The 25,397-nt window shown below is 75.4% G+C and carries 23 protein-coding genes; 4 read left to right on the top strand and 19 right to left on the bottom strand.

Going from position 1 to position 25,397, the window contains the following annotated elements:
* Positions 1–26: 26 nt before the first annotated feature.
* The 7 genes from ACI79K_RS12730 to ftsY form a co-directional block, all read right to left on the bottom strand.
* Entirely contained in the window at positions 27–1,112 is a 1,086-nt protein-coding gene (locus tag ACI79K_RS12730; protein WP_456588806.1) for an amidohydrolase family protein, read from the bottom strand.
* A complete protein-coding gene (gene ffh / locus ACI79K_RS12725; RefSeq protein ID WP_456588807.1) occupies positions 1,109–2,683 on the bottom strand; it encodes a signal recognition particle protein in 1,575 nt (524 codons plus the stop codon). Before ffh ends, ACI79K_RS12730 begins: the two co-directional genes overlap by 4 nt.
* Positions 2,684–2,869: 186 nt before the next feature.
* Positions 2,870–3,061 (bottom strand): hypothetical protein, encoded by a 192-nt coding sequence (locus ACI79K_RS12720; protein WP_456599881.1) that lies wholly within the window; start codon positions 3,059–3,061, stop codon positions 2,870–2,872.
* 83 nt (positions 3,062–3,144) lie between these two features.
* On the bottom strand, positions 3,145–5,517 hold the full coding sequence (locus ACI79K_RS12715) for a [protein-PII] uridylyltransferase (protein ID WP_456588809.1): 2,373 nt from the start codon (positions 5,515–5,517) through the stop codon (positions 3,145–3,147).
* Positions 5,518–5,654: 137 nt separating this feature from the next.
* Positions 5,655–5,993 carry a P-II family nitrogen regulator gene (locus ACI79K_RS12710; protein WP_135146504.1) on the bottom strand — a complete coding sequence of 113 codons (339 nt, stop codon included), beginning with the start codon at positions 5,991–5,993 and terminating at the stop codon, positions 5,655–5,657.
* A complete protein-coding gene (locus tag ACI79K_RS12705) occupies positions 5,990–7,312 on the bottom strand; it encodes an ammonium transporter (protein ID WP_456588810.1) in 1,323 nt (440 codons plus the stop codon). The genes ACI79K_RS12710 and ACI79K_RS12705 overlap by 4 nt, the downstream gene beginning before the upstream one ends.
* Positions 7,313–7,569: 257 nt before the next feature.
* Entirely contained in the window at positions 7,570–8,790 is a 1,221-nt protein-coding gene (ftsY, locus tag ACI79K_RS12700) for a signal recognition particle-docking protein FtsY (RefSeq protein WP_456588811.1), read from the bottom strand.
* An 84-nt stretch (positions 8,791–8,874) separates the two neighbouring features.
* Between ftsY and ACI79K_RS12695 the strand changes: the two genes are divergently transcribed.
* From ACI79K_RS12695 to ACI79K_RS12685, 3 genes are all read left to right on the top strand, one after another.
* Entirely contained in the window at positions 8,875–10,569 is a 1,695-nt protein-coding gene (locus ACI79K_RS12695; RefSeq protein ID WP_456588812.1) for an alkaline phosphatase D family protein, read from the top strand.
* A complete protein-coding gene (locus ACI79K_RS12690) occupies positions 10,566–11,369 on the top strand; it encodes an endonuclease/exonuclease/phosphatase family protein (RefSeq protein WP_456588813.1) in 804 nt (267 codons plus the stop codon). The genes ACI79K_RS12695 and ACI79K_RS12690 overlap by 4 nt, the downstream gene beginning before the upstream one ends.
* 90 nt (positions 11,370–11,459) lie before the next feature.
* Entirely contained in the window at positions 11,460–12,521 is a 1,062-nt protein-coding gene (locus ACI79K_RS12685; RefSeq protein WP_456599880.1) for a DUF2332 domain-containing protein, read from the top strand.
* Here the strand turns inward: ACI79K_RS12685 and smc are convergent.
* The 12 genes from smc to ACI79K_RS12625 all read right to left on the bottom strand — a co-directional run bounded on the left by smc (position 12,518) and on the right by ACI79K_RS12625 (position 24,996).
* A complete protein-coding gene (smc, locus tag ACI79K_RS12680) occupies positions 12,518–16,084 on the bottom strand; it encodes a chromosome segregation protein SMC (RefSeq protein WP_456599879.1) in 3,567 nt (1,188 codons plus the stop codon). The two genes, ACI79K_RS12685 and smc, sit on opposite strands and share 4 nt — an antisense overlap.
* A gap of 97 nt (positions 16,085–16,181) precedes the next feature.
* Entirely contained in the window at positions 16,182–16,373 is a 192-nt protein-coding gene (locus tag ACI79K_RS12675; protein ID WP_456588816.1) for a hypothetical protein, read from the bottom strand.
* A gap of 148 nt (positions 16,374–16,521) precedes the next feature.
* A complete protein-coding gene (locus ACI79K_RS12670; protein ID WP_456599878.1) occupies positions 16,522–16,791 on the bottom strand; it encodes an acylphosphatase in 270 nt (89 codons plus the stop codon).
* On the bottom strand, positions 16,788–17,666 hold the full coding sequence (gene mutM / locus ACI79K_RS12665; protein WP_456588818.1) for a bifunctional DNA-formamidopyrimidine glycosylase/DNA-(apurinic or apyrimidinic site) lyase: 879 nt from the start codon (positions 17,664–17,666) through the stop codon (positions 16,788–16,790). The genes ACI79K_RS12670 and mutM overlap by 4 nt, the downstream gene beginning before the upstream one ends.
* Before the next feature lie 4 nt (positions 17,667–17,670).
* On the bottom strand, positions 17,671–18,450 hold the full coding sequence (rnc, locus tag ACI79K_RS12660) for a ribonuclease III (RefSeq protein WP_456596946.1): 780 nt from the start codon (positions 18,448–18,450) through the stop codon (positions 17,671–17,673).
* Positions 18,451–18,470: 20 nt separating this feature from the next.
* Complete coding sequence (gene rpmF / locus ACI79K_RS12655; protein WP_456599877.1) at positions 18,471–18,650, bottom strand: 50S ribosomal protein L32; 180 nt, start codon at positions 18,648–18,650, stop codon at positions 18,471–18,473.
* 2 nt (positions 18,651–18,652) lie between these two features.
* On the bottom strand, positions 18,653–19,288 hold the full coding sequence (locus ACI79K_RS12650) for a YceD family protein (RefSeq protein WP_456588820.1): 636 nt from the start codon (positions 19,286–19,288) through the stop codon (positions 18,653–18,655).
* A gap of 176 nt (positions 19,289–19,464) precedes the next feature.
* Positions 19,465–20,142, bottom strand: coding sequence for a hypothetical protein (locus ACI79K_RS12645; RefSeq protein WP_456588821.1), 678 nt, complete (start codon positions 20,140–20,142; stop codon positions 19,465–19,467).
* Positions 20,139–20,624, bottom strand: a complete 486-nt coding sequence (gene coaD / locus ACI79K_RS12640) for a pantetheine-phosphate adenylyltransferase (protein ID WP_456599876.1) — start codon at positions 20,622–20,624, stop codon at positions 20,139–20,141. Before coaD ends, ACI79K_RS12645 begins: the two co-directional genes overlap by 4 nt.
* Complete coding sequence (gene rsmD, locus ACI79K_RS12635; RefSeq protein WP_456599875.1) at positions 20,621–21,175, bottom strand: 16S rRNA (guanine(966)-N(2))-methyltransferase RsmD; 555 nt, start codon at positions 21,173–21,175, stop codon at positions 20,621–20,623. Before rsmD ends, coaD begins: the two co-directional genes overlap by 4 nt.
* Positions 21,176–21,182: 7 nt before the next feature.
* Entirely contained in the window at positions 21,183–23,387 is a 2,205-nt protein-coding gene (recG, locus tag ACI79K_RS12630) for an ATP-dependent DNA helicase RecG (protein WP_456599874.1), read from the bottom strand.
* Position 23,388: 1 nt separating this feature from the next.
* A complete protein-coding gene (locus tag ACI79K_RS12625) occupies positions 23,389–24,996 on the bottom strand; it encodes a DAK2 domain-containing protein (protein ID WP_456599873.1) in 1,608 nt (535 codons plus the stop codon).
* Between the two features lie 173 nt (positions 24,997–25,169).
* Between ACI79K_RS12625 and rpmB the strand changes: the two genes are divergently transcribed.
* On the top strand, positions 25,170–25,361 hold the full coding sequence (rpmB, locus tag ACI79K_RS12620; protein WP_305999814.1) for a 50S ribosomal protein L28: 192 nt from the start codon (positions 25,170–25,172) through the stop codon (positions 25,359–25,361).
* Positions 25,362–25,397: the final 36 nt, after the last annotated feature.

The following is a 25,397-nucleotide window of genomic DNA, read 5'->3' as shown; positions in this document are numbered from 1 at the left end:
ACGCAGCTGCGGGAAACGCTCGCTGATCAGGCGACGACGCGGCCGCGCAGGATGGTTCGTCGCGGTCGCTGCAACGAGTCGAGGTCGGCGCGCGGGTCGGTCTCGTACACGACGACGTCGGCCGTCGCCCCCTCCTCGATCCCCCGCAGCCCGAGCCACTCCCGCGCCCGCCACGAGCCCGCCGCCAGGGCCGCCTCGGCCGGGATGCCGGCCTGGCACAGCGCCCGGATCTCGTCGGCGATGACGCCGTGGTCGATGCCGCCGCCGGCGTCGGTGCCGGCGAACACCGGCACGCCCGCCTCGTACGCGGCCCGCACCACCGCACCGGAGTTCGCGTACAGCCGCCGCATCGTGCTGGCGTAGCTGGGGAACTTCTGCTCCCCCGCCGCCGCGAACCCCGGGAAGTTCTCCACGTTCACCAGCGTCGGGACGACGGCGGTGCCGCGGCGGGCCATCTCGCCGATGAGCTCCTCGGTCAGCCCGGTGCCGTGCTCGATGCAGTCGATCCCGGCCTCGATCAGCGCCGGCAGCGCGTCGGTGCCGAAGGTGTGCGCGGTGACCCGGGCGCCCTCCTCGTGCGCCGCCGCGATCGCCGCGGCGACGACGTCGGCCGGCCACTCGGGGGCCAGGTCGCCGACCGACCGGTCGATCCAGTCGCCGACCAGCTTCACCCAGCCGTCACCCCGGCCGGCCTGGATGCGCGTCTGCTCGACGAGGTCCTCGGGCTCCAGCTCGACGGCCAGCCCCGGGATGTACCGGCGGGTGCGGGCGATGTGCCGCCCGGCCCGGATGATCGTCGGCAGCTCCGGGTCGCCGTCCAGCTCCCGGGTGTCCACCGGCGAGCCGCAGTCGCGCAGCGCCAGCACCCCGGCGTCCCGCTCCACCAGCGCCTGCGTGCGCGCGTGGGCGATGTCCTCGACGTGCCCGCCGCCGCGGGCGATGCCCACGTGGCAGTGCGCGTCGACCAGGCCGGGCAGCAGCCAGCCACCCCGGCTCACCGTCTCCGCTCCCGGGACCGGCTCGAAGGTGAACCGCCCGTCGCGCACCCAGACGTCGCGGTGCTCGCCCTCGGGCAGCACCACACCGGACAGGTGGAGGGCGGGGGCGGTCACCGCCCGTTGCCGTCCTTGAACTGGTCGAAGTTCAGCTTGGTGAGGTCAGGCATGGCCTGACCCGGGGGCAGCCCCGGCATCCCGCCGCCGCCGAAGGGGTTCGCCCCGAAGGTGTTGCCCGCGCCGGGCGGCAGCCCGGGGGCGCCCACGGGACGGCGCGCCGGGCCACCCTTGCCCTTGCCCTTCTTCCCCTTGCCCTTCTTCGACTGCGCCTGCATCTGCCGACCGCGAGCCTTCTTCGACATGGGGCCCATGCCGGGCAGACCCATGCTGCCGGCCATCTGGCCCATCATCTTCTGGGCCTGCGCGAACCGCTCCAGCAGGCCGTTGACCTCGGTGACCGTCACGCCCGAGCCGTTGGCGATGCGCACCCGGCGCGACGAGTTGATGATCTTCGAGTTGACCCGCTCCTCGGGCGTCATCGACTGGATGATCGCCGCCGTGCGGTCGAGGTCGCGGTCGTCGACCTGCTTGAGCTGCTCCTTCATCTGGCCCGCGCCCGGGAGCATGCCGAGCAGGTTGGCGATCGGCCCCATCTTGCGGATCGCCATCATCTGCTCGAGGAAGTCCTCGAGGGTGAAGCCCTCGCGGGAGGCGAGCTTGCCCGCCATCCGCTCGGCCTGCTCGGCGTCGAACGTCCGCTCGGCCTGCTCGATCAGCGTGAGCATGTCGCCCATGCCGAGGATGCGCGAGGCCATCCGCTCGGGGTGGAAGACGTCGAAGTCGCTGAGCTTCTCGCCGGTGGAGGCGAACATGATCGGCTGGCCGGTCACGTACCGCACCGACAGCGCGGCACCACCGCGGGCGTCGCCGTCGAGCTTGGTGAGGACGACGCCGCTGAACCCGACGCCCTCCTGGAACGCCTGGGCCGTCGTGACGGCGTCCTGGCCGATCATCGCGTCGACCACGAACAGCGTCTCGTCCGGGCGGACCGCGTCGCGGATGTCGGCCGCCTGCTGCATCAGCTCGGCGTCGATGCCCAGCCGGCCGGCGGTGTCGACGACGACGACGTCGTGCATGGTCCGGCGGGCGTGCTCGATCGAGTCGCGGGCCACCTGCACCGGGTCGCCGACCCCGTTGCCCGGCTCCGGCGCGAAGACGTCGACCCCCGCCTGACCGGCGACGATCGACAGCTGGTTCACCGCGTTGGGGCGCTGGAGGTCGGCGGCGACCAGCAGCGGTGTGTGCCCCTGCGACTTCAGCCAGCGGCCCAGCTTGCCGGCGAGGGTGGTCTTACCGGCACCCTGCAGACCGGCCAGCATGATCACCGTCGGCGACTGCTTGGCCAGCCGGATGCGGCGGGTCTCGCCGCCGAGGATCTGGATGAGCTCCTCGTTGACGATCTTGACGACCTGCTGCGCCGGGTTCAGCGCCTGCGAGACCTCCGCCCCCCGGGCGCGCTCCTTGACCGCACTGATGAATGCCCGCACCGCGGGCAGCGCGACGTCGGCCTCCAGCAGCGCGATGCGGATCTCCCGCGCGGTCGAGTCGATGTCCGCGTCGGACAGCCGGCCCTTCCCGCGCAGGCCGGTGAACACCTTGTCCAGGCGGTCGGAGAGGGTCTCGAACACAGCACGTCCTCAGCAGTCTCGGGCGCGGGCTCGCCGCGCCACCTGTCTCCCAGCGTATCGAGTGGGGAGGTGACGGGGCGGCCCTCCCGCAGGGTCCCGCCGCCAGCCGGCAGGCGGTGGGGGGCGGGAGCCCCGCCCAGAGGCTCACGCCGAGCGTGCGAGGCGTGAGGGGGACGGGGAGTTTTCTCAGGCCGCGCGGGCGCAGCGGACCTCGGCGCGCAGCAGGGCCGTCTGACCGGTGACGATCGCGGTGCCGCAGTCGGCGCACGCCCACTCGGGGCACTCGCCGCCGTCCTCGGTGTGGCCGTCGACGCACGGCGGCTGCACGAAGTCCCGGTCGTCCCCGCAGGACGGGCAGGGCCAGTGGCGGCTCTCCACGAGTCGGCTCCTCTCGGCAGGTGGGACCGGTCCGTCCCCTCTGCCCACGACCGTCGCACGCGGGTACGACAGAACGAGGTAGCTCAGGACGGCGTGTCGGGTCCCGCCGCCACGGCCGGGCCCCGGGTGGCCGCGACGAGGGCCGCGTCGACCCGTTGCCGCTGCTCCGGGTCCACCGGGGAGCCCGAGGGGTCGGCCACGTAGAAGCAGTCGACCGCGTCCCCGCCGAGCGTCTCGATCCGGGCCGACGTGACGTCCAGCCCCTCCGCCGCGATCGCCGCGGTCAGCCGGTAGAGCAACCCGGTCCGGTCCCCCGCGCGCACCTCCACGATCCCGGTCGCCCGCCCGCTGACCTCGTGGTTGTGCCAGGAGATCCGCGGTGGCGCGGAGCGGGTCTCCTGGCGGTAGTCGGCCTCCCGCTGCCGCAGCCGCTCGGGCAGCGAGAGCGTCCCCTCCAGGGCGGCGCGCACGCCGTCGGCGAGGATCTCCGGCACCGGCGCCCGCCCGAACCGGGGCCGCACCGCGAACACGCCGGTGCCGTAGCCGTCGGCCACGGTCATCTTCGCGGCCCGCACGTCGAGCTGGTTCAGCGCGAGCACACCGGCGCAGGTGCTGAGCAGCCCCGGCCGGTCGGGGGCCCCGATCGTCACCTGCTGGCCGTCGGCCACCTCCTCGATGCCGACCGTCACGCCCCGGGTCGCGCCCGGGATGCCCGGCGCGAGCACTGTCGCCTGCGCCCGCGTGGCCGGGTGCAGCACCGGCTCCGGCTCGCTCAGCGGCGCGCCGCCGAGCTGCGCCTGCACCCGGGCCACCAGCGCCGCGACCAGGTGCGCCTTCCACGGTGACCACGCCGACGCGCTCGTGGCCGCGCCGTCGGCCTGCGCCAGCGCGTGCAGCAGGTGCAGCACGGAGGCGTCGCGGCCGATGGTGGCGGCCACCCGATCGATCGTCGCCGGGTCGTCGATGTCGCGCCGGGTCGCCGTCGCCGGCAGCAGCAGGTGGTGGCGCACCAGCGTGCCGAGCGTGGCGACGTCGGCCCCGGCGAAGCCCATCCGCGCGCCGATGGCGGCGGCGATCGGCTCGCCCACCTCGCTGTGGTCACCCGGCCAGCCCTTGCCGATGTCGTGCAGCAGCGAGGCGACCAGCAGCAGGTCGGGCCGGTCGACGTCGCGGGTGAGCTCCGCGGCCGCGGCCGCGGCCTCGATCAGGTGCCGGTCGACGGTGAAGCGGTGCCAGGGGTGCCGCTGCGGCAGCGACCGGATGCGGTCCCACTCGGGCAGCAGGCGGGCGAGCAGGCCCTCCTGGTCCAGCTGCTCCAGCACCGGCACGGCGGACCGGCCGCTGGCCAGCAGCCGGAGGAAGGACCACCGGACCTCCGACGGCCAGGGCTCCGGCACCGGCGGGCTGTGCACGGCGAGCACCTTGAGCGTGTACGGCGACAGGAGCAGGTCGGCCCGGGCGGCGGCCGCTGCCGCCCGCAGGAGCAGCCCGGGGTCGGCGGCCGGCCGGGCGTCCCGCGCGAGCACCACCTCGTCGCCCTGCCGGACGACGCCGTCGGCCAGCGGCTCGCGCCGCACCCGGCGGTAGCGGCCCCGGGGACGGCGGACCAGCCCGGCCTCCACCCGGCGCCACGTCTCGTCGGCGACGAACGCCAGCCGCCGCCCGGCCAGGCTCACCTCGCGCAGCAGCACGTCCTCGTCGGCCAGGCCCAGCGCGGCGGCCACCGCCCGCTGCTCCTGGCGCACCAGGACGTCGGAGGCCCGCCCGGACCGCCGGCGCAGTTCGTCGCGCACGTCGAGCAGGAAGGCGTAGGCCTGCTCGACCTCCGCGGCGGGCTCGTCGGCGAGCTGGGCGGCGGCCGCCGCACGCAGCACCTGCCCCTCGCGCAGGCCGCCGTAGGCCTCCTTCAGGTCCGGTTCCAGCAGGAAGGCGAGCTCGCCCAGGCGGCGGCCGCGCTCGCGCCGCAGGTCGCGCAGCTGCGGCAGGAGCCGGGAGGCGTGCTGCCGCCAGCTGGCCAGGGTCGCCGTGCGCAGCCGGGCGGCCAGCCCGGCGTCGCCGGCCACCAGCCGGGCGTCGAGCAGCCCGAGCCCGGCCTTGACGTCGGTGGAGGCGACGGCGACCGCCTCGGAGACCGAGCGCACCGAGTGGTCCAGCCGCAGGCCGGCGTCCCAGACCGGGTACCAGAGGGCGTCGGCGAGGGCGGCGACCTCCGGCCGGTCCTCGTGCACGAGGACCAGGTCCAGGTCCCCGTGCGGCGGGGGCTCCCGGCGGCCGAGGCTGCCGACGGCGACCAGCGCCACCCCGTCGGTGCCGGTCCGGGGCGGCGTCCCCCCGCGGCGGGTGTGCGACGGCGGGGTGCCGGCCACGGCGTCGTCCAGCAGCCCGGCGAGCCATCCGTCCAGGGCCGCGACGCGTTCCGCGCGGCTCAGGCCCGGCAGCGCCTCGGTGTCCAGCACACATCCCCCTCCGGTGGAGCAACGGTCGGAAGATGCGTCGGCCGGGGCGGTGGAGGAACCCACCACCCCGGCCGACGCGGGCCCCGTCCAGAGGCTCGCCCGAGCGGGCGAGGGATGAGGAGGACGGGGTCCTTCGACTAGAGCGCGTCGTCCCCGCGCTCGCCGGTGCGGACCCGGACGACCTCGTCGATCGTCGTCACCCACACCTTCCCGTCGCCGATCTGGCCGGTGGAGGCGGCCTCGACGACGGCGTCCACGACCCGGGCGGCGTCCAGCTCGCTGACGACCACCTCGATGCGGACCTTCGGCACGAAGTCCACCTGGTACTCGGCGCCGCGGTAGACCTCGGTGTGACCCCGCTGCCGGCCGAAGCCCTGGACCTCGCTGACGGTGAGCCCGGCGATGCCGATCAGCTCGAGGGCGTTCTTGACGTCGTCGAGCTTGAACGGCTTGACGATCGCGGTGACCAGCTTCATGACCTGATCCCTTCCGTGTTCCGGGCCTCGGCGCGCGCCTGGCCGGCCATTGGGGCGGTGGAACCGCTGCTGCCGAGAGAGGCGAGGTCGTAGCCCGACTCGGCGTGCACGACGGTGTCGATACCGGTGACCTCGTCGTCCTCGGTGAGGCGGAAGCCCATCGTCTTCTGGATGACGAATCCGATGACCAGCGTAAGGACGAAGGAGAAGACGAGGACGGCCACCGCCCCGACGACCTGCCGCCAGAGCTGGTCGACGCTGCCGCCGTAGAAGAGGCTCTCCACGCCGGCGGGGGCGTCGGGGTCGGCGAAGAAGCCGATGGCGATGGTGCCCCACAGGCCGCCGACCAGGTGGACGCCGACGACGTCCAGCGAGTCGTCGTAGCCGAGCTTGTACTTCAGGCCCACTGCCAGGGCGCAGAGCGCACCGGCGATCGCGCCGATGACGATCGCGCCGATCGGCGAGACCGCGGAGCACGCCGGCGTGATGGCGACCAGACCGGCGACCACACCGGAGGCGGCGCCCAGGGACGTGGAGTGCCCGTCCCGCATCTTCTCCACCAGCAGCCAGCCGAGGATCGCCGCACCCGTGGCGACGAGGGTGTTGACCCAGACCACCGAGGCGGTGTTGTCGGCGGCCAGCGCGGAGCCGGCGTTGAAGCCGAACCAGCCGAACCACAGCAGCCCGGCGCCGATCATGACCAGCGGCAGGTTGTGCGGCCGCATGGCGTCCCGGCCGAAGCCGCGCCGCTTGCCCAGCACCAGCGCCAGCGCCAGGCCCGCCGCACCGGCGTTGATGTGCACCGCGGTGCCGCCGGCGAAGTCGATCGCGGCCAGGTCGTTGGCGATCCAGCCGCCGACCACGTCGTCGCCGTCGAAGGCGAAGACCCAGTGCGCCACCGGGAAGTAGACGATGGTCGCCCAGATGCCGGCGAAGACCATCCAGGCACCGAACTTGGCGCGGTCGGCGATCGCACCGGAGATCAGCGCGACGGTGATGATGGCGAAGACGGACTGGAAGCCGACGAAGGCCATCGTCGGGAGCGCGGCGTCGGTGTCCTCCATCAGGCCGTTGAGCCCGAAGAACTCGAAGGGGCTGCCGAGGAGGCCCCCACCGATGTCGTCCCCGAACGCGATCGAGTAGCCCCAGAGCACCCAGAGCACGCTGATCAGCGCCAGGGCCCCGAAGCTCATCATCATCATGTTGAGGACGCTCTTCGCGCGGACCATGCCGCCGTAGAACAGTGCGAGGCCTGGGGTCATCAGCAGCACGAGCGACGCACTGGTGAGGATCCAGGCGGTATTGCCGGTGTCGAGCACGGCAACCTCCTGTGTCGGGTCGTCGGCCGGGCGGCCGTATCGGTGAGCTCGCGACCTCCGTGCGAGGAGGGCGACGCGGAGTTCACCGTGCCGGGCCCGTGTTTCCGGCGACGTCGGCGCCACGTTTCGGGGTCGTGAACTCCGCAGCGCGTGTCCCGCCCCCGCGTTGCGGGCGTGTTGCGCCGACCGGACCGTGTGATCCCTCGCACCCTCAGGGCGCGCGAACGCTCCGGCTGCTCACCCCGCCGACCCCGGGGTCACCCCTCGCCGACGAGCCCCTCGGCGAACGCCCTCGGCTCGAACGGCGCCAGGTCGTCGGGGCCCTCGCCGAGCCCGATCAGCTTCACCGGGATGCCCAGCTCCTGCTGCACCCGCACGACGATGCCGCCCTTCGCGGTGCCGTCGAGCTTGGTGAGCACCACGCCGGTGACCTCGACCGCCTCGGTGAACACCCGGGCCTGCACGACGCCGTTCTGCCCCGTGGTGGCGTCGAGCACCAGCAGCACCTCGGTGACCGGCGACTGCTTCTCCACGACCCGCTTCACCTTGCCCAGCTCGTCCATGAGCCCGGACTTGGTGTGCAGCCGCCCGGCGGTGTCGACGACGACGGTGTCCACCTCGGCCTCCATGCCGGTGCGCACCGCCTCGAAGGCGACGGCGGCGGGGTCGCCGCCCTCGCGGCCGCGGACGGTGAGCACGCCCACCCGCTCGCCCCACGTCTCCAGCTGGTCGGCGGCGGCGGCCCGGAAGGTGTCGGCCGCACCGAGGACGACGCTCTTGCCGTCGCCGACGAGCACGCGCGCGAGCTTGCCGACCGTGGTCGTCTTCCCGGCGCCGTTGACCCCCACGACCAGCACCACGCCGGGCCGGCCCTCGTGCCGGGCCGTGCCGAGCGTCCGGTCGAGGTCGGGGCCCAGGACCGCGGCGAGGTTGTCGACGAGGAGCTCGCGCAGCTCGGCCCCGGAGGCGGTGGCCAGCACCATCGACTGGGTGCGCAGCCGCTCGACGATCTGGGTCGTGGCCGCGACGCCGACGTCGGCGGCGAGCAGGGTCTCCTCGATCTCCTCCCAGTCGTCCTCGGTCAGCTTCTCGCGGGCCAGCACTGTGAGCAGGCCTCGGCCCAGCGAGGACTGCGAGCGGGCCAGCCGCGAGCGCAGCCGCACCAGCCGTCCCGCCGAGGGCGCCGGGGTCTCGAACACCAGCCCCGGCTCGGGCTCGGCCGGGGGCAGCTCCACGGTCGGCGGAGCCTCGGGGACCACCGCGTCGGGCTGGTCCTGCAGGCCCAGCCCCGAGGCGGTGGCACCGGTCGGCCGCGGCTGCTCGACCGGCGGAGCGGGGGGCCGGGGGCGGGTCAGCGTCGTGCCGCTGGCGGCGTCGTCGTCGAGCCGCGTCGTCCGCCGGCCACGGCCGACGAGCAGGCTGACCCCGGTGATGAGGGCGACCAGCAGGATCGCGATCGCGATCAGCACGAATTCCATGCCCCGAGTCTTCCAGCCGCCGCCCGGCCGGCACCTGCGGGACACCGGGTGTCCGCAGCCGGGGACGTAGGCCAGGCTGTGCCCATGCCGCCCTCCGTTCCCAGCGCCCCCGCCCTCGTGCTGGGCCCCCTCCTGCGGCACGTCGATCCCGTCTCCGCCACCGTCTGGGTCGAGACGGACCGGCCGTGCGAGGTCGACGTGCTGGGGCGGCGGGCCCGCACCTTCGCGGTGAGCGGCCACCACTACGCGCTGGTGCTGGTGGAGGGGCTCGCGCCCGGCAGCACCACGCCCTACGAGGTGCGGCTCGACGGCGTCGTCGTCTGGCCGACGGCGGGGACCGGCTTCCCGCCCAGCCGCATCCGCACTCCCGGCCGGCCGGGGCCCTTCCGGCTCGCGTTCGGGTCCTGCCGGTACGCCAGCGCCCGGACGGTGGAGGAGTCGGAGGGCATCCCGCCCGACGCCCTCGACCTCTACGCCCGGCAGCTCGCCGCCCGGCCGGAGGACGAGTGGCCCGACGCGCTCGTCCTGCTCGGCGACCAGGTCTACGCCGACGAGCTCACGAAGCGCACCCGCGGCTGGCTGGCCCGCCGCCGGGACCGGGCGCAGCTCCGCCGGGCGCCGCGCGCGCAGGTCGCGGACTTCGAGGAGTACACGCAGCTCTACGTGGAGTCGTGGCGGGACCCGGAGGTGCGCTGGCTGCTCTCCACGATCCCGTCCTCGATGATCTTCGACGACCACGAGATGATCGACGACTGGAACAGCTCGGCCGCCTGGCGGCGGACGATGCGCGCGAAGGACTGGTGGCGCGGCCGGATCACCGGCGGCCTGATCAGCTACTGGGTCTACCAGCACCTGGGCAACCTCAGCCCGCGGGAGCTGGCCGAGAACAAGGTGTGGCGCGCGGTCCAGGACCTCACCGACGCCGCCGGGGACGCGACCGTCGACGCCGAGCCGGTCCTGCGGGAGATGGCCGTCCGCGCCGACGAGGACCCCACGAGCACGCGCTGGAGCTTCGTGCGGCACTGGGGCGACGCCCGGCTGGTCATGGTCGACAGCCGCGCCGGGCGGGTGCTGCAGGAGGACGGCCGGCGCATGCTCGACGACGACGAGTTCGACTGGGTGGAGGCGGCGATGCGGCAGGCCGCCGCCGACGAGGTGCAGCACCTGGTGATCGGGACGTCGCTGCCGTGGCTGCTCCCCCACGCCGTCGACTCGCTCGAGCGGTGGAACGCCACCCTGAACGTGCGCCACCACGGCCGGCTGCGGGGCCGGCTCGCCGAGCTGGTGCGCCAGCTGGCCGATCTCGAGCACTGGGCGGCGTTCGGGCACTCCTTCGACCGGCTCGGCCGCGCGGTGCTCTCGGTGGCCCGGGGCGAGTACGGGCCGGCGCCGGCGACCACCCTGGTGCTCTCCGGCGACGTGCACCACGCCTACTCGGCGGAGGTCGTGGCGCCGGTGGGGCTCACCTCGCGCGTGCACCAGCTCACCGTCTCGCCGCTGCACAACCAGGCACCGCACCCCATCAAGGTCGCCTTCCGGATCGGCTGGAGCCGGCGCGCCCGGCGGCTCACCGAGCGGCTGGCCCGCTGGGTCGGCGCCGAGCCCGCGGGCCTGGAGTGGGAGAAGCAGGCCGGCCCGTACTTCGGCAACCAGATCGGTGAGCTGTTCCTCGACGGCCCGGAGGCCCGCTTCGTGCTCTCCGTGAGCGAGCGGGGCTCCGCTGCCCTGAGCGAGGTCGCCGACATGCAGCTCTCCGAGCCTGAGAGGGTGGCGCGGTGACGAAGCCGGCCCCCGGTCCCGACCAGCCGCCGATCCCGGTCCGCCTGGTCACGTTCAACACCCACCACGGCGTGGGCGCCGACGCCCGCCACGACCTGCCGCGGCTGGCCACGCTGCTGGCCTCGCTCGACGCCGACGTGATCTGCCTGCAGGAGGTCGACCGCCACTTCGGGCCGCGCAGCGAGGACGTCGACCAGGCGCTGCTGCTGTCCCGGGCGCTGGACATGCAGCTCGCGTGGGGGCCGGCGATCGACGAGCAGCGACCGGGCGACCAGCCGCCCCGCCAGTACGGCAACGCCCTGCTGTCGCGGTTGCCGATCCTGATCAGCGACGTCCACCCCCTGCCCGGCAGCGGCGAGCCGCGCAGCGCGCTGCGGACCATGGTGGAGCTCGACGGCGGAGCGCTGTGGATCACCGCGACGCACCTCACCACGCGGTCGGCCGAGGAGCGGGCGGCGCAGGTGGCCGCGCTGGCCGGGCTGCACACCGACGCGATGGAGACCGGCGTCCTGGTCGGTGACTTCAACACCGCACCCGACGCCCCGGAGCTGGACGCGCTGCGGCAGCGGTTCACCGACGCCTGGCGACTGGCCCGCGCCCGCGACGACCAGGGCGCCGGGTGGCGGTTCTGGCAGGCCGACGCCGGTCACACCCATCCGGCGCGGTCGCCGCACCGCCGCATCGACCAGGTCTGGGTGTCGGCCGGGATCGCCGTCGCCGGGGCCCACGTGCTCGATGCCGAGGGCGCCTCGGACCACCTGCCGGTCGTCGTCGACCTGGAGGTCCGCTCCGGGGTCTAGGCATAGGAAGCTCTACCTACGATTCGGGCGCGGATCCGCAGGTAGAGCTTCCTATGCCCTTGGCACGCGCACCGGCGTTAGCCTCGCCGGGTGCGCGAGGTGTACCGGCGCTTCGCCGTGACCGAGGCCGCGATCTCGCCCCTGCACGCACACGTCGCCCGGGCCCTCGCCGGCTCCGACGCTGCGCTGCGTGCCCTCGGGGCGCTGCCGGCGCGCAGGCGGCACCCGGACCTGGTCCTCGCCGGGCTGCACGACCTCGCCCTCGCCGGACGCGCCCCCGCGCTCGCCGCCGCCTACGCCACCGGGGACGGCGACGCGGCTGCCGCGGCGGCGATCGACACGCTGCTGCGGAGGACCGAGGAGCTCGTGGCCCTGGCCGGGCGCCGGCGGCCGCGCACCGACGGCACCGGCGCCTGCACCGTCCTCCACCCGGCCGTCGCCGAGGCGGCGCACCGGGTGGGCACCGAGGCGGTCGGGCTGGTCGACGTCGACTGCGCGGCGGGGCTCCGGCTCGCCGTCGACCGCGTCGGCATCACCTACGGCGGCGGCCCACCGCTGGGCGACCCGGCGTCCCCCGTGCAGCTGTCCTGCTCGGTCGTCGGCGACCGGCCCGTCCCGGCCCGGCCCCTGCCCGAGGTCGTCGCCCGGATCGGCATCGACCCCGATCCGCTGGACGTGACCGACGCGGACGACGCCCGGTGGCTGCGCGCGTGCCTGCGACCGGACGACGCGGAGCGGCGCGCCCGGCTCGACGCGGAGCTGGCGCTGGCGGCGACGGCCCCACCGGAGCTGCTGCGGGGCGACGCCGTCGAGCTGCTGCCCGAGGCCGTCGCCCGGGTGCCCGCCGACGCCCTCCCCGTCGTCGTCACGGCGTGGGCGCTGTCGCGCCACCCGCCCGAGAGCCGCCTGCGCTTCCTGCACCGCCTCGACGAGGTGGCCGCGCGCCGGCCGGTCGCGTGGGTGTCGGCGGAGGGCGTCGGCGTCGCACCGGGGGTGCCGACGCTCGGCGACCGGCGCGCCTCCGGCCACAGCATCCTCGGTCTGGCGCTGCTCGACGGACCGTCGCTGCGGGTGGAGGCCGTCGGCCGCTGCTGGTCGAGGGGACGCCTGCTGGCCTGGCTGGCCGGGTCCCGGGCACTCGGGAGCCGCTAGGCCGTCTCGAGCTCCCGCAGCCGCTGGCTGATGACGCCGGTGATCCCGTCGCCGCGCATGCTCACGCCGTAGAGCGCGTCGGCGATCTCCATCGTCCGCTTCTGGTGCGTGATGATGATCAGCTGCGAGGTCGACCGCAGCTGCTCCACGAGCACGAGCAGCCGGCCCAGGTTAACGTCGTCCAGCGCCGCCTCGACCTCGTCGAGCACGTAGAACGGCGACGGCCGCGCGCGGAAGATCGCCACGAGCAGCGCGACCGCCGTCAGCGACCGCTCGCCACCCGACAGCAGCGACAGCCGCTTGACCTTCTTGCCCGGTGGCCGGGCCTCCACCTCGACGCCGGTGGTCAGCATGTTCTCCGGGTCGGTGAGCACCAGCCGGCCCGAGCCCCCCGGGAACAGGGTGGCGAAGACCTGCTCGAACTCCCGCGCCACGTCGGCGAAGGCGGCGGCGAAGACGTCGTGGATGCGGCCGTCGACCTCGCGGACGACGGTGAGCAGGTCCCGGCGGGTGGTCTTGAGGTCCTCCAGCTGCGTGGCGAGGAAGGTGTGCCGCTCCTCCAGCGCCGCGAACTCCTCCAGCGCCAGCGGGTTGACCTTGCCGAGCGTGGCGAGGTCGCGCTCGGCCCGGGCCACCCGCCGCTCCTGGACGGCGCGCTCGTAGGGCACCGGTTCGGGTGCCGGCTCCCCCGCCGCCTCCGCCTCGGCCACCTGCTGCGGCGACGGCGGCACCGGCGCGGCCGGCCCGTACTCGCCGAGCAGGGTGGGCAGGTCGACGCCGAACTCCTCGGCCGCCCGGGTCTCCAGCGTCTCGATGCGGTAGCGCTGCTCGGTCCGCGCCACCTCGTCGCGGTGCACCTCGTCGGTGAGCCGGTCGAGCTCCGCGGTGGCCGCGCGCACCCGGCTGCGGACCTCCAGCAGCTCCGCCTCGGCGCCGCTGCGCGAGGACGCCAGCGCGTCGCGCTCGGCCGCGGCGCGGGCCAGGGACCGCTCCAGCGCCGTGAGGGCGGCCTCGGCGTCGGTGCGCACGGCTGCGGCGACCGCCGCGCCGCGCTGCCGTGCCGCCCGTTCGGCCGCGGCCCGCTCGCGGGCGGCCCGCTCCTGCCGGGCCTGCCGGCGCAGGGACTCGGCCCGGCCCTGCAGGGCCCGCGCCCGCTCCTCGGCGGTGCGGACGGCGAGGCGCGCCTCCGTCTCGGCCTGCCGGGCACCGGCCACCTCGGCCCGCAGCCGGTCCCGGTCCTCGGTGGGCGGCTCCTCCTCGACGGGCGCCGCCTCCGCCGCGGCCAGCTGCTCCGCCAGCCGGGTCAGCGTCTCCAGCGCCTGCTCCAGCGCCTGCTCCGCGCGCACGCGGGCGGCCAGCGAGCGCTCGGCCTCCGATGCCGCCGACCGCGCCGCGGCACCCAGCTCGGCCAGCGCCGCCGCCTCCGCAGAGCGGGTGCGGTCGGCGGTCTGGCGGGCGGCGAGCGCCTCCTCGACGGCGGCGGACCGCGCCTGCGCCTCCAGCCTCGCGGCGGCCAGCTGCTCGGCGAGCTCGGCGGCCCGGGCCGACGCGGCGGTCAGCTCGTCGCCCGCCTCGTCGACGCGGGCCCGCAGCTCCAGGTTCGACGGCGCATCGGCCTGCCCGCCCAGCGCCCAGTCGGCGCCGAGGAGGTTCCCGGTCGCGGTGACCGCGCGCACCCGGGGGTGGGTGCGGACCAGCGCGACGGCGGCGTCCAGGTCGGCGACCAGCGCCACCCGCTCCAGTGCCCGGGCCAGCGCCGGGCGCAGCGACTCGGGGGCCTGCACGGCGTCCAGCGCCCACCGGGCCCCGGCCGGCAGCTCCGGCCAGCCGTCCCGCGGGACCGGTGGCAGGCCGCCGGTCACGAGCAGCCCGGCGCGGCCGCCGTCGGTGCGGGTGAGGTGGTCCAGCGCCGCGGCGGCCTCCGCCACCCCGGCGACGACGACGGCCTCGGCCATGCCGCCCAGGGCGGCCGCCACGGCCACCTCGTCGCCGGGGGCGACGGTGAGCTGCTCGGTGACCGGGCCGACGACACCGGGCAGGCCTGCGCCGAGCACCGCGGCGGCGCCGTCGGCGGGGGTGAGCCCGAGGGCGAGCGCGTCGCGGCGCGCCTGCCAGGACGCCCGGTCCCGCTCGGCGGCGCGCTCGGCCTCGGCCAGCTCGGTCACCCGGCGCGCCGCGGCGGCGTGCGCGGCGGCGGCGTCCTCGTGCGCGGCGACCAGGGCGAGGTCGGTGTCCTCCTGCTCGGCGACCTGACCCCGCCGGTCGGCCAGCCGGTCGGCGGCGGCCTCGGCGCGGTCGGTGGCCTCGCGGGCGGCGACGGTGAGCCGCTCGATCTCCGCCTCACCGGCGTGCACGCGGGAGCGCGCCGCGGCGACCTGACCGGAGAGCCGGGCCAGGCCCTCGCGGCGGTCGGCGAGCGCGCGGGCGGCGGCGACCCAGGCCTTCTCGGCGGCGGCCAGGGCCGCCTCCAGCTCGGCCCGGCCCGCCACCACGGCCGAGAGGCGCTCGCGCTCGGCGGCCAGGCCGGCCGCCAGCTCCGTCTCGGTGGCCGCGACCCGGTCGGCCTCGGCGTCCAGCTGGTCCGGGTCGCGCCCGGTCGCGGCAGAGGGGGCGGCGGCCGAGAGGTGCCGGTGCCGCTCGGCAGCCAGCTGGGCGACGCTGCGGAACCGCTCCCCCAGGGCCGAGAGCCGGTACCAGGTGTCGGAGGCCGCCTGCAGGCGAGGCGCGCTCGCCGCCAGGCCGCTCTCCAGCTCGGCCTCGCGCCGGGAGACGACGGAGAGCTCGCGCTCGACGACGGCCCGCCGCTCGCGGGCCGCGGTCTCGTCGGCCACGTCGCGGTCGAGGGCGTCGCGCAGCTGCACCAGGTCGTCGGCGAGCAGCCGGAGGCGCGCGTCGCGGAGGTCGGCCTGGACGCCGGCGGCGCGCCGGGCCACCTCGGCCTGGCGGCCCAGGGGCTTGAGCTGGCGGCGCAGCTCGGCGGTCAGGTCGGCCAGCCGGTCGAGGTTGGCCTGCATGCCGTCGAGCTTGCGGAGCGCCTTCTCCTTGCGCTTGCGGTGCTTCAGGACGCCGGCGGCCTCCTCGATGAAGGCGCGGCGGTCCTCCGGTCGGCCGGAGAGGACGGCGTCGAGCTGCCCCTGGCCGACGATGACGTGCATCTCGCGCCCGATGCCGGAGTCGCTGAGCAGCTCCTGGACGTCGAGCAGCCGCACCTTGTCGCCGTTGATCTCGTACTCGCTCTCACCGGAGCGGTACATGCGGCGGGTGATCGACACCTCGGTGTACTCGATCGGGAGAGCGCCGTCGGAGTTGTCGATCGTGAGCGTCACCTCGGCGCGGCCCAGCGCCGGCCGCCCCGCGGTTCCGGCGAAGATGACGTCCTCCATCTTGCCGCCGCGCAGGCTCTTGGCCCCCTGCTCGCCGAGAACCCAGGAGATGGCGTCCACGACGTTGGACTTGCCCGACCCGTTGGGGCCGACGACAGCGGTGATGCCGGGCTCCAGCCGCAGCGTGGTGGCGGACGCGAAGGACTTGAAGCCCTTGAGCGTCAGGCTGGAGAGGTGCACGGGACGTGGACTCTAGCCCGGTCGCCGCGCGGCCGGGTGCGGCGCGAGGCCGGTGGTGCGCCTGTGACGGATCAGTTCGCGAGCTGGGAGGTCCGAGCTACGCGAGCGCGGGCTCGGCGGTGTCGCCGGTCATCGACAGCAGCTCGTGCGCGATGGCGGCGTCCCGCTGGGCGCGCAGCTCGGCGAGCTCCTGCTCCAGCCGCTGCACCCGGGCCCGCAGGGCTGCGTTCTCCTCGACCACCCGGAGCTCCGCAGGGGTGACGACCGAACCGAACAGGGCCTTGGCCATGGCTGTGACGGCCTTTCGAGAGCGAGAGGGGATGACCGGCGCCCCGGTAGACGGTCGGCGCGGGCTGGATGTTCCCAGGGTGACACCACCATCGGCGCTGGTCAACGGCGACGGGGCAGGGCCCCGTGTCGGGGGGATGTCGGCTTCGTCACGCCGTGGTGAAGCCCGACAGCTCTTCCGGCGTCGCGAAGCGGACGTCGACGTCGGTGACCCGTCCCGGGGCATCCGGGCCGTCGAGGGCAGCGACCACGTCGCGCACGGCCTGCTCCGGCCCCTCGGCGATGACCTCGACCCGGCCGTCGGCTCGGTTGCGCGCGACCCCGGCGAGGCCTGCGTCGCGCGCCAGGCCGCGCACGAAGGCGCGGTAGCCGACGCCCTGGACGTGGCCGGAGACCAGCGCCTCGACCCGGACGGTCATGCTCGCCGCGCTCTCGGTCGGGGCTGGCAGGTGGGGCAGCTGTAGCTCGAGCGGTTCATGAAGGACTCCCGGCGGATCGGGGTGCCGCAGCGGGGGCACGGCCGGTCCTCCTGCCCGTAGACGGCCAGGAACCGGGAGAAGTAGCCGCTCTGCCCGTTGACGTCGACGTACAGGGAGTCGAACGAGGTGCCGCCCTGGGCGAGGGCCTCCCCGAGCACGTCCCGCACCCCGTCGAGGAGGTCGGCGACCTGCGCCCGGGTGAGCCGGTCGGTGGGCCGGGCGCCGTGCAGGCGGGCCCGCCACAGCGCCTCGTCGGCGTAGATGTTGCCCACCCCGCCGATGAGCGTCTGGTCGAGCAGGGCGCGCTTGACCTCCGTGCGGCGCCGGCGCAGCGCGGCGGTGAACGCGTCGACGTCGAAGGAGGGGTCGAGCGGGTCGATCGCGATGTGCGCCAGCCGCGACGGCACCCCGCCCTGCTCGGGCACGTCCTCCACCGCCAGCCCCCCGAAGGTGCGCTGGTCGACGAAGCGCAGCTCGCGCCCCCGGTCGGTGAAGGTGAAACGGGCCCGCAGGTGGGTCTCGTCGGGGGCAGACGGCTTCTCGACGAGCAGCTGGCCGCTCATGCCGAGATGCCCGACGAGCGCCTGCCCGGTCGGCGTCCCGTCGGCCTCGGCCAACGGCAGCCACAGGTACTTCCCCCGGCGGTGGGCGGCGGTGAGGGTGCGCCCGGTGATCGCCGCCACGAAGTGGTCGGCGCCCTCCAGGTGCCGGCGGACGGCCCGCGGATGGTGCACCTCGACGGTGGCCACGGTGCGCCCCGCCACCCACTGCTCCAGCCCCCGGCGCACGACCTCCACCTCGGGCAGCTCGGGCACGGGGCTACTCCTCCGAGAGCGAGCGCCAGGCGGCCTCGGCGGCCTCCTGCTCGGCGGCCTTCTTGGTGCGGCCCGCGCCGGTCCCCCGCACGATGCCGGCGAGCAGCACCTCGGCCCGGAACGTCTTGGCGTGGTCGGGACCGTCGTCGTCCACCTTGTAGACGGGCGCCCCGAGCCCCTGCGCCGCCCCGAGCTCCTGCAGGCTGGTCTTCCAGTCGAGGCCGGCGCCGCGAGTGGCCGCCTCGACCAGCAACGGGTCGAACAGCCGGTGCACGACGGCGGAGGCGGTGTCCAGCCCGCAGCCCAGGTGCACCGCGCCGATGAGCGCCTCCATCGCGTCGGCGAGGATCGAGTCCTTCTCGCGGCCGCCGGTGGTCTCCTCACCCCGGCCGAGCAGCAGGTGCGGGCCGAGCCCGCCGTCGCCCAGGCGCCGGGCGACCCGGGCCAGCGACGTCATGTTGACCACCGAGGCACGCAGCTTGGCCAGCTGCCCTTCGGGGAGGTCTGGCTGGCTGCGGTACAGCTCGTCGGTGACGACGAGCCCGAGCACCGAGTCGCCCAGGAACTCAAGGCGCTCGTTGGTCGGCAGGCCACCGTTCTCGTAGGCGAACGACCGGTGGGTCAGCGCGAGCGGCAGGAGGCCACCCGGCAGCGCGACGCCGAGCGCGTCGAACAGCCAGGTGGCGGCGCGCTCGGCGTGCTCCGCACCGCCCGGAGGCGCCGCGGGGACGCGACCGTCGACGGCATCCCCGTCAGGATGCCGAGCGGCGGCCGTCGTCCCCATGGCGGTGCGGGTGTGCGAGATCAGATCGACAGGACCTGGCGGCCGTCGTACTGCCCACAGGTCGGGCAGGCCTGGTGCGGGGGCTTGAGCTCGCCGCAGGCGCGGTTCGGGCACGGCGACAGGGTCGGCGCGCTGGCCTTCCACTGCGACCGGCGCATGCGGGTGTTGGCACGCGACATCTTCCGCTTCGGAACGGCCACGATCAGTTCTCCTCTGGGGTGGTGGATTCGCCGGGGGTGCCCGGCGAGGAAGCAGTGGTGCCGAACTTCGCCGCGAGGCCCGCCCAGCGGGCGTCGACGACCTCGTGGGCGTGATCGGCGGGGAGATCGTCCAGGCGCTGGCCGCAGTCGACGCACAAGCCGGAGCAGTCCTCGGTGCAGACCGGGGCCAGCGGGAGGCTCAGGACGACGACGTCGCGGGCGAGCGGCTCCAGGTCGAGGAAGTCGCCCTCGATCCGGCGCACCTCGTCCTCCTCGCTCGTCGCCTCCGTGGTGCTGCCCGCGTAGGCGTACAGCTCCTGGACGTCGAGGCGGAGGACGTCCTCGATCGGCTCCAGGCAGCGCGCGCAGGAGCCCGCGACCGGGACCGAGAACTCGCCGGTGACCAGCACGCCCTCCATGACCGACTCCAGACGCAGGTGCAGGTGGACGTCGGCGGCCTCGGGCACGCCGAGCAGCTCGACCCGCCAGTCACCGGGGGCCGGCGCGGTCCGATCCAGCTCCTGCATCGACCCCGCCCGCCGGCCCAGCTCCCGGAGGTCGACCTTCCAGGGGTTGGCGGCGGGACGCCGGTCCTCGTGAGGCACGGCGCCGGAGCGGTTCGGCGAAGCAGCAGGCATGTCGGTACTCGCGGTCGGGAGCGGGAGGGGTGGACGGCCGGGCGTGAAGCCGACGGCCGGACCAGGGATCGAGACTACCCGATCCCCGCCACCGACCGGGGCCAGGGACCGGAACGGCCGCCGTCCAGGGACCCGCCCCGAGCGTGCGAGGGGTGGGGAGGACGGTGGTCCTTCACCTACTCCCGGAGGGTGCTGCGAGCCTTGTCCACCGAGCGCAGCATCCGCTCCAGCGTCACCCCGAACTCGGCCAGCCTGCTGTCGACGTACTCGTCGACCTCCGCCCGCATCCGCGCGGCCTCGGCGTGCGACTGCTCGCCGAGCTCGTCGGCGCGGGTGACCGCGGAACGGTAGACCTCGGTCTCGGTGATGAGCCGCTCGTGCTCGGCGTGCGCCTCGGCGATGAGGGCGGCCCGGTGCTGCTGGCCCTCGGCGACCAGCGCCTCGGCCTCGGCCTCCGCCTCCAGCAGGATCTGCTCGGCGTCGGTCTGGGCCTGGGCCAGCAGCTCGTCGCGCTGCCGCCGGGCCGTGCCGACGATCTCGTCGCGCTGCCGCTTGGCCTGGGCGAGGAGCTGCTCGCTGTCCGCGCGGGTCCGGCCGGTGAGCCGCTCGGCCTCGGCCTGCGCCTGCTGCAGGATCTCGGTGCGCTGCTCGACGATCGCACCGGCGGCCTGCACGTCCTCGGGGAGCGACTCGCGCAGGTCGTCGAGCAGGTCGAGCACGTGGTCGCGCGGCACCATGCACGAGCTCGACATGGGCACGCTGCGGGCGTTCTCGATGACCGTGGTCAGCTCGTCCACGGTCTCGTAGAGGCGGTAGACGACCTCGGTGGTGTGGCCGCGCCCGGGCCGGGTCACGAGCGCCCCTCCCGGGCCCGCTCGCGCAGCCGGTCGTCGACGGCCTTGGGCACCAGCCGGGAGACGTCGCCGCCGAAGGTGGCGATCTGCTTGACCAGGCTGGAGGAGAGGTGGCCGACCTGCGGGGCCGTCGGCACGAACAGCGTCTCGACGGCAGCGAGCTCCCGGTTCATCTGCGCCATCTGCAGCTCGTACTCGAAGTCGCTCACCGCGCGCAGACCCTTGACGATGACCGGGATGTCGTGGCTGCGGCAGTAGTCGACCAGGAGGCCCTGGAAGCTGTCCACCCGCACGCTGGGCAGGTCGGCGACGGCCTCCCGGAGCAGCTCCATGCGCTCCTCGACCGAGAACAGCCCCGCCTTGCCGGGGTTGACCAGCACGGCCACGACCAGTTCGTCGTAGAGCCCGGCGGCCCGGTTGATGACGTCGACGTGCCCGTTGGTGACCGGGTCGAAGGAACCTGGGCAGACGGCACGCCTCACGGACGCCGACCGTACCGGAGCACGGCCTCGCCGTAGCGTCGCTCGCGCACACCTTCCAGGGGTGTCGGCCACTCCCACTCCCGTTCCCGGCTGGACCGCTCGACCACGACCACGCCTCCGGGGGCCAGCCACTCCCCCGCAACCAGGGCGCCGAGCACCTCGCGGACCTCCTCGGCCGGCGTGGCGTAGGGCGGGTCGGCGAGCACGACGTCGAAGGCCTGCGGGGCCGGGCCGGTGACGACGGTGCGGACCGAGCCCGCCACCACCCGCCCGCCGGGCAGGCCGACGGCGGCGAGGTTGGCCCGCAGCACGGGGAGCACCTTCGGGCCCGACTCGACGAACACCACGGCGGCCGCGCCGCGGGAGAGCGCCTCCAGGCCCAGCGCGCCGGAGCCGGCGTACAGGTCCAGCACCGCGGCCCCGTCGAGGTCGACCAGCGTGCCGAGGGAGTTGAACAGGGCGCCGCGGGCCTTGTCCCCGGTCGGGCGGACCCCCGCCGGCGGCACCTGCAGGCGCCGGCCCCCGGCGAGCCCGGCGATCAGCCTCGTCACTCCCGCCTCACGCCTTCTCCAGCCACTCGGCGCGCTCGTCGCTGGCGAGGGCTGCGACCTCGGCGGCGAGCCCGGGGTGGTCGGCCAGCCCCCGCTCGGTGGACAGCAGGGTGGTCGCCTCGGCCCGCGCCTCGGCGATGAGCTCCTCGTCCTCCAGGAGCGAGAGGAGCTTGATGCCCGACCGCCGGCCGGACTGGGCAGCGCCGAGGACGTCGCCCTCCCGCCGGGTCTCGAGGTCGAGCCGGGCCAGCTCGAAGCCGTCGGAGGTCGATGCGACCGCCGCCAGCCGCTGCCCGGTCGGCGACGCCGACGGCGCCTCGGTCACCAGCAGGCACAACCCGGCGTGCTGTCCCCGGGCCACCCGGCCGCGCAGCTGGTGCAGCTGGCTGACGCCGAACCGGTCGGCGTCCATCACCACCATGACGGTGGCGTTCGGCACGTCGACGCCGACCTCGACGACGGTGGTGGCCACGAGCACGTCGATCTCCCCTGCGGCGAAGTCGCGCATGACGCCGTCCTTCTCCTCGGGGGTCATCCGCCCGTGCAGGACGGCGAGGCGCAGCCCGGCCAGCGGGCCCGCGCGCAGGGCGTCGGCGACGTCGAGGACGGCCAGCGGGGGCCGGCGGTCGCTGCGGCCGTCCTCGTCGGGCGGTGCGCCGTCGGCGTCCTCGGGCTCCTCGTCGGCGCCGGCCTTGTCCTCCTCGACGTCCCCGATGCGGGGGCACACCACGTAGGCCTGCCGGCCCGCGGCGACCTCCTCGCGGAGCCGCTCCCACGCCCGGTCGAGCCAGCCGGGCTTCTCCACGACCGGGACGACGGAGCTGGCGACACCCCCGCGACCGCTGGGCAGCTGCCGGAGGGTGGAGGTCTCCAGGTCCCCGTAGACGGTCATCGCCACGGTTCGCGGGATCGGCGTGGCGGTCATGACGAGCACGTGCGGGGGCCGGCTCCCCTTGGCCCGGAGGGCGTCCCGCTGCTCCACGCCGAAGCGGTGCTGCTCGTCGACGACGACCAGCCCGAGGTCGGCGAACTCGACGCCCTCCTGCAGCAGGGCGTGGGTGCCGACGACGATGCCGGCCCGCCCTTCGGCGACCTCGGCGCGGGCCTCGCGGCGGGCGGCGGCCTTGAGCGAGCCGGTGAGCAGGGTGACGCGGGTGCCGGCGGGGTCGCCGTCGAGCTCGCCGGCGCGGCCCAGCGGCCCGAGCAGGGCGCGGATGCCACGGGCGTGCTGGGCGGCGAGCACCTCCGTCGGTGCGAGCAGCGCGGCCTGGCCGCCGGCGTCGACGACCTGGGCCATCGCCCGCAGGGCGACCACGGTCTTGCCCGACCCGACCTCCCCCTGCAGCAGCCGGTGCATGGGCTGGTCGCGGTCCAGCTCGGCGGCCAGCTCCTCGCCCACCTCCCGCTGCCCCTCGGTCAGCGCGAACGGGAGCGCCGCGTCGACGGCGTCGAGCAGGCCGCCGGGCCGGCGGGGCCGCGCGGTGCCCGGCTCCAGGGCGGCGGCCCGGCGGCGGGCGGCCAGCGTGAGCTGGAGGGTGAGCGCCTCGTCCCACTTCAGCCGGCGCTCGGCGCGCTCGACGTCCCGGCTGGTGGTGGGGCGGTGGATGTCGAGCAGGGCCGCGGGCAGGGACAGCAACCCGTGCCGGGTGCGGATCTCCTCGGGGAGCGGGTCGGTGACCAGGTCGGCGAGGTTGCCCGCGCCGCCGAGCAGCAACTTCACCGACTTCTGGATGACCCAGCTGGAGACGTCCTTGCTCGCCGGGTAGATCGGCACGAGCTCGCGCGCCCAGTCGTCGTCGTCATCGTCGCCGCTGAGCAGGTGCATGTCGGGGTGCGTGAACTGCAGCTTGCCCTGGTAGCTGCCGACCGTGCCGGCGAACATGCCCCAGACGCCGGGCGCCAGGCGGGCGTGCTTGTGGCTGAAGAAGACCAGCTTCATGGTGCTGGCGCCGTCGCCGACGGTGACCTCGGTGATCGTGCCGCGGCGCTGCCGCATGGGCCGGGTCCTCACGGTCTTCACCTGGGCGAGCACCGTCACCCGGTCGCCCGGCTGCAGGTCGTCCAGCCGGGCCATCTCCCCGCGCCGCGCGTAGCGGCGGGGGTAGTGCCGCAGCAGGTGGCGGACCGTGTGCAGGCCCAGCTGCTCGGCCATGCCGGTGGCGGTCTTCGGTCCCAGCACCCGCGCCAGCGGGGTCTCCAGGGTCACCGCCACGTCACTCGACCCCGATCTGCAGCGGGATCGAGCTGGGGCCCCCGCCGTAGCGGACCACCTCGACGGTGGGGTGCACCGTCGCGAGGTGGTGGCAGACCGAGTCGCCGAGCGCCTCGTCGGGGCCGACGACCAGGGTGGCCATCTCGCCGCCCGCCGAGAGCAGCCGGTCGAGCAGGTCGCAGGCGACGGCGGCGAGCTCCGCGCCGATCACGACGACGTCCCCCTCGGCGGAGCCGAGCACGTCGCCCGGCCGGCAGCGGCCGGCGGAGGTGAGCGCCTCCTGGTCGGCGACGGTGAGCTCGGCCCAGCGGGTGGCCGCCGCGGCCTCGGCCATGGTGATGACGTCGTCACCGAACCGCTGCTGCGGATCGGCGACCGCCACCGCGGCCAGGCCCTGCACCGGGGAGCGCGTGGGCACGACGCCGACCTCCCGCCCGGCCTCCCGCGCCCGGGTGGCCGCCCGGGCGGCGAGCGCGTGCAGGCCGGCGTCGTTCGGGAGCACCACCACCTCCTGGGCGGCGGCGGCGACGATCTCCTCGTACAGGTCGTCCTCGGTGACCCCACCGGCGTCGCAGACGACGACGCGGACGCCCTCGGCGCGGAAGAGCTCGGCCAGGCCGTCGCTGTGCACCGCCGCGACGGCCGCGCGCAGGCCGGGCACCGGCGCGGCCGGGGGCACCGGCGCCAGCGGGGTGACCGTGATGCGGTGCGGCCGGCCGGCCTCGATGCCCGCCTCGATGGCGGCACCGACGTCGGAGACGTGCACGTGGACGTTCCACTCGCGGCCGGTCGGCGTGTCCACGCCGACGACGACGAGGCTGTCGCCGAGCTCGGCGAGGCGCTCGTGCAGCCGGGCGACCGCCGTCTCGTCGGCGTCGGCGAGGAGGTACTGCACCTCGCTGCCCGGACCGGGCGGCGGCTGGTGCGGGGCGTGCTCGACGCCGTGCCGGTGGGGCCGGCGCCCGTCGCGGCGGGCCAGCGCCGGGCGGACCGGCTGCACGCCGGTGACGGTGCGCACGAGGGCGTCCAGGACGATCGACAGACCGGCTCCCCCGGCGTCGACGACGCCCGCCTCGCGCAGCGCGGCGAGCTGGCCGGGGGTCCCCTCCAGGGCGCGCCGCGCACCGTCGGCCGCGGCCAGGACGACGTCCGCCAGCGCCGCGCGCCCCTCGTCGACGGCCGCCACGGCCGCCTCCCCGGCGGCCCGGGCCACGGTGAGGAAGGTGCCCTCCTCGGGGTCGGCGACGGCCGTGTAGGCGCTCTCGGCGGCCTTGTGCAGCGCGGCGGCGAAGGCCGGGCCGTCGGCCGGTGGCTCGCCGGCGAGCTGGTCGGCCAGCCCACGCAGCAGCTGGGCGAGGATGGTGCCGGAGTTGCCGCGGGCGGACAGGACCGCGCCACGGGCCACGACCGCCCAGCCGGACTCCCCCGGGGTCGCCGCGTCCAGCGCCGCGCGGGCACCCTCGGCGGTGTGCAGGAGGTTCGTGCCGGTGTCCCCGTCGGGCACGGGGAAGACGTTGAGGTCGTCGAGCCGCCCCCGGGAGTCGGACAGCGCCTCGACCGCGGCCCGGCACCACTGACCGACCGCGGCGTCGTCCAGCGCCGTCAGCACGGGAGCAGGCTACCCACCGGTGCCGACACGGCCCGGCCTCGTGCGCGGCGGGCCCCCGTCCGGAGGGTGCCGCGACATCACCTCCGCGGAGCGGTTAGACTGCTGGACGGTCTTGATGCGGGTGCTGCCTTGCCCCGCCGTCTGTGAACGATTCTTTCTGGGAGTGATCCACCGTGGCTGCCGTGTGCGATGTGTGTGGCAAGGGCCCCGGTTTCGGTATGTCGGTGTCGCACTCGCACCGCCGCACGCCGCGCCGTTGGAACCCGAACATCCAGTCCGTGCGGGCGCTGATCGCCCCCGGCAACCGTCGCCGGATCAACGCGTGCACCTCGTGCATCCGCGCCGGCAAGGTCGCCCGCGCCTGACGCCGGGCCCCCGCGGGGGCTCGTGAACCACCACCG

The sequence above is a fragment of the Blastococcus sp. SYSU DS0616 genome, from assembly GCF_054051015.1.
The sequence above is the reverse complement of the archived record's forward strand: the minus strand, read 5'-3'. Positions and strand labels throughout refer to the sequence as shown.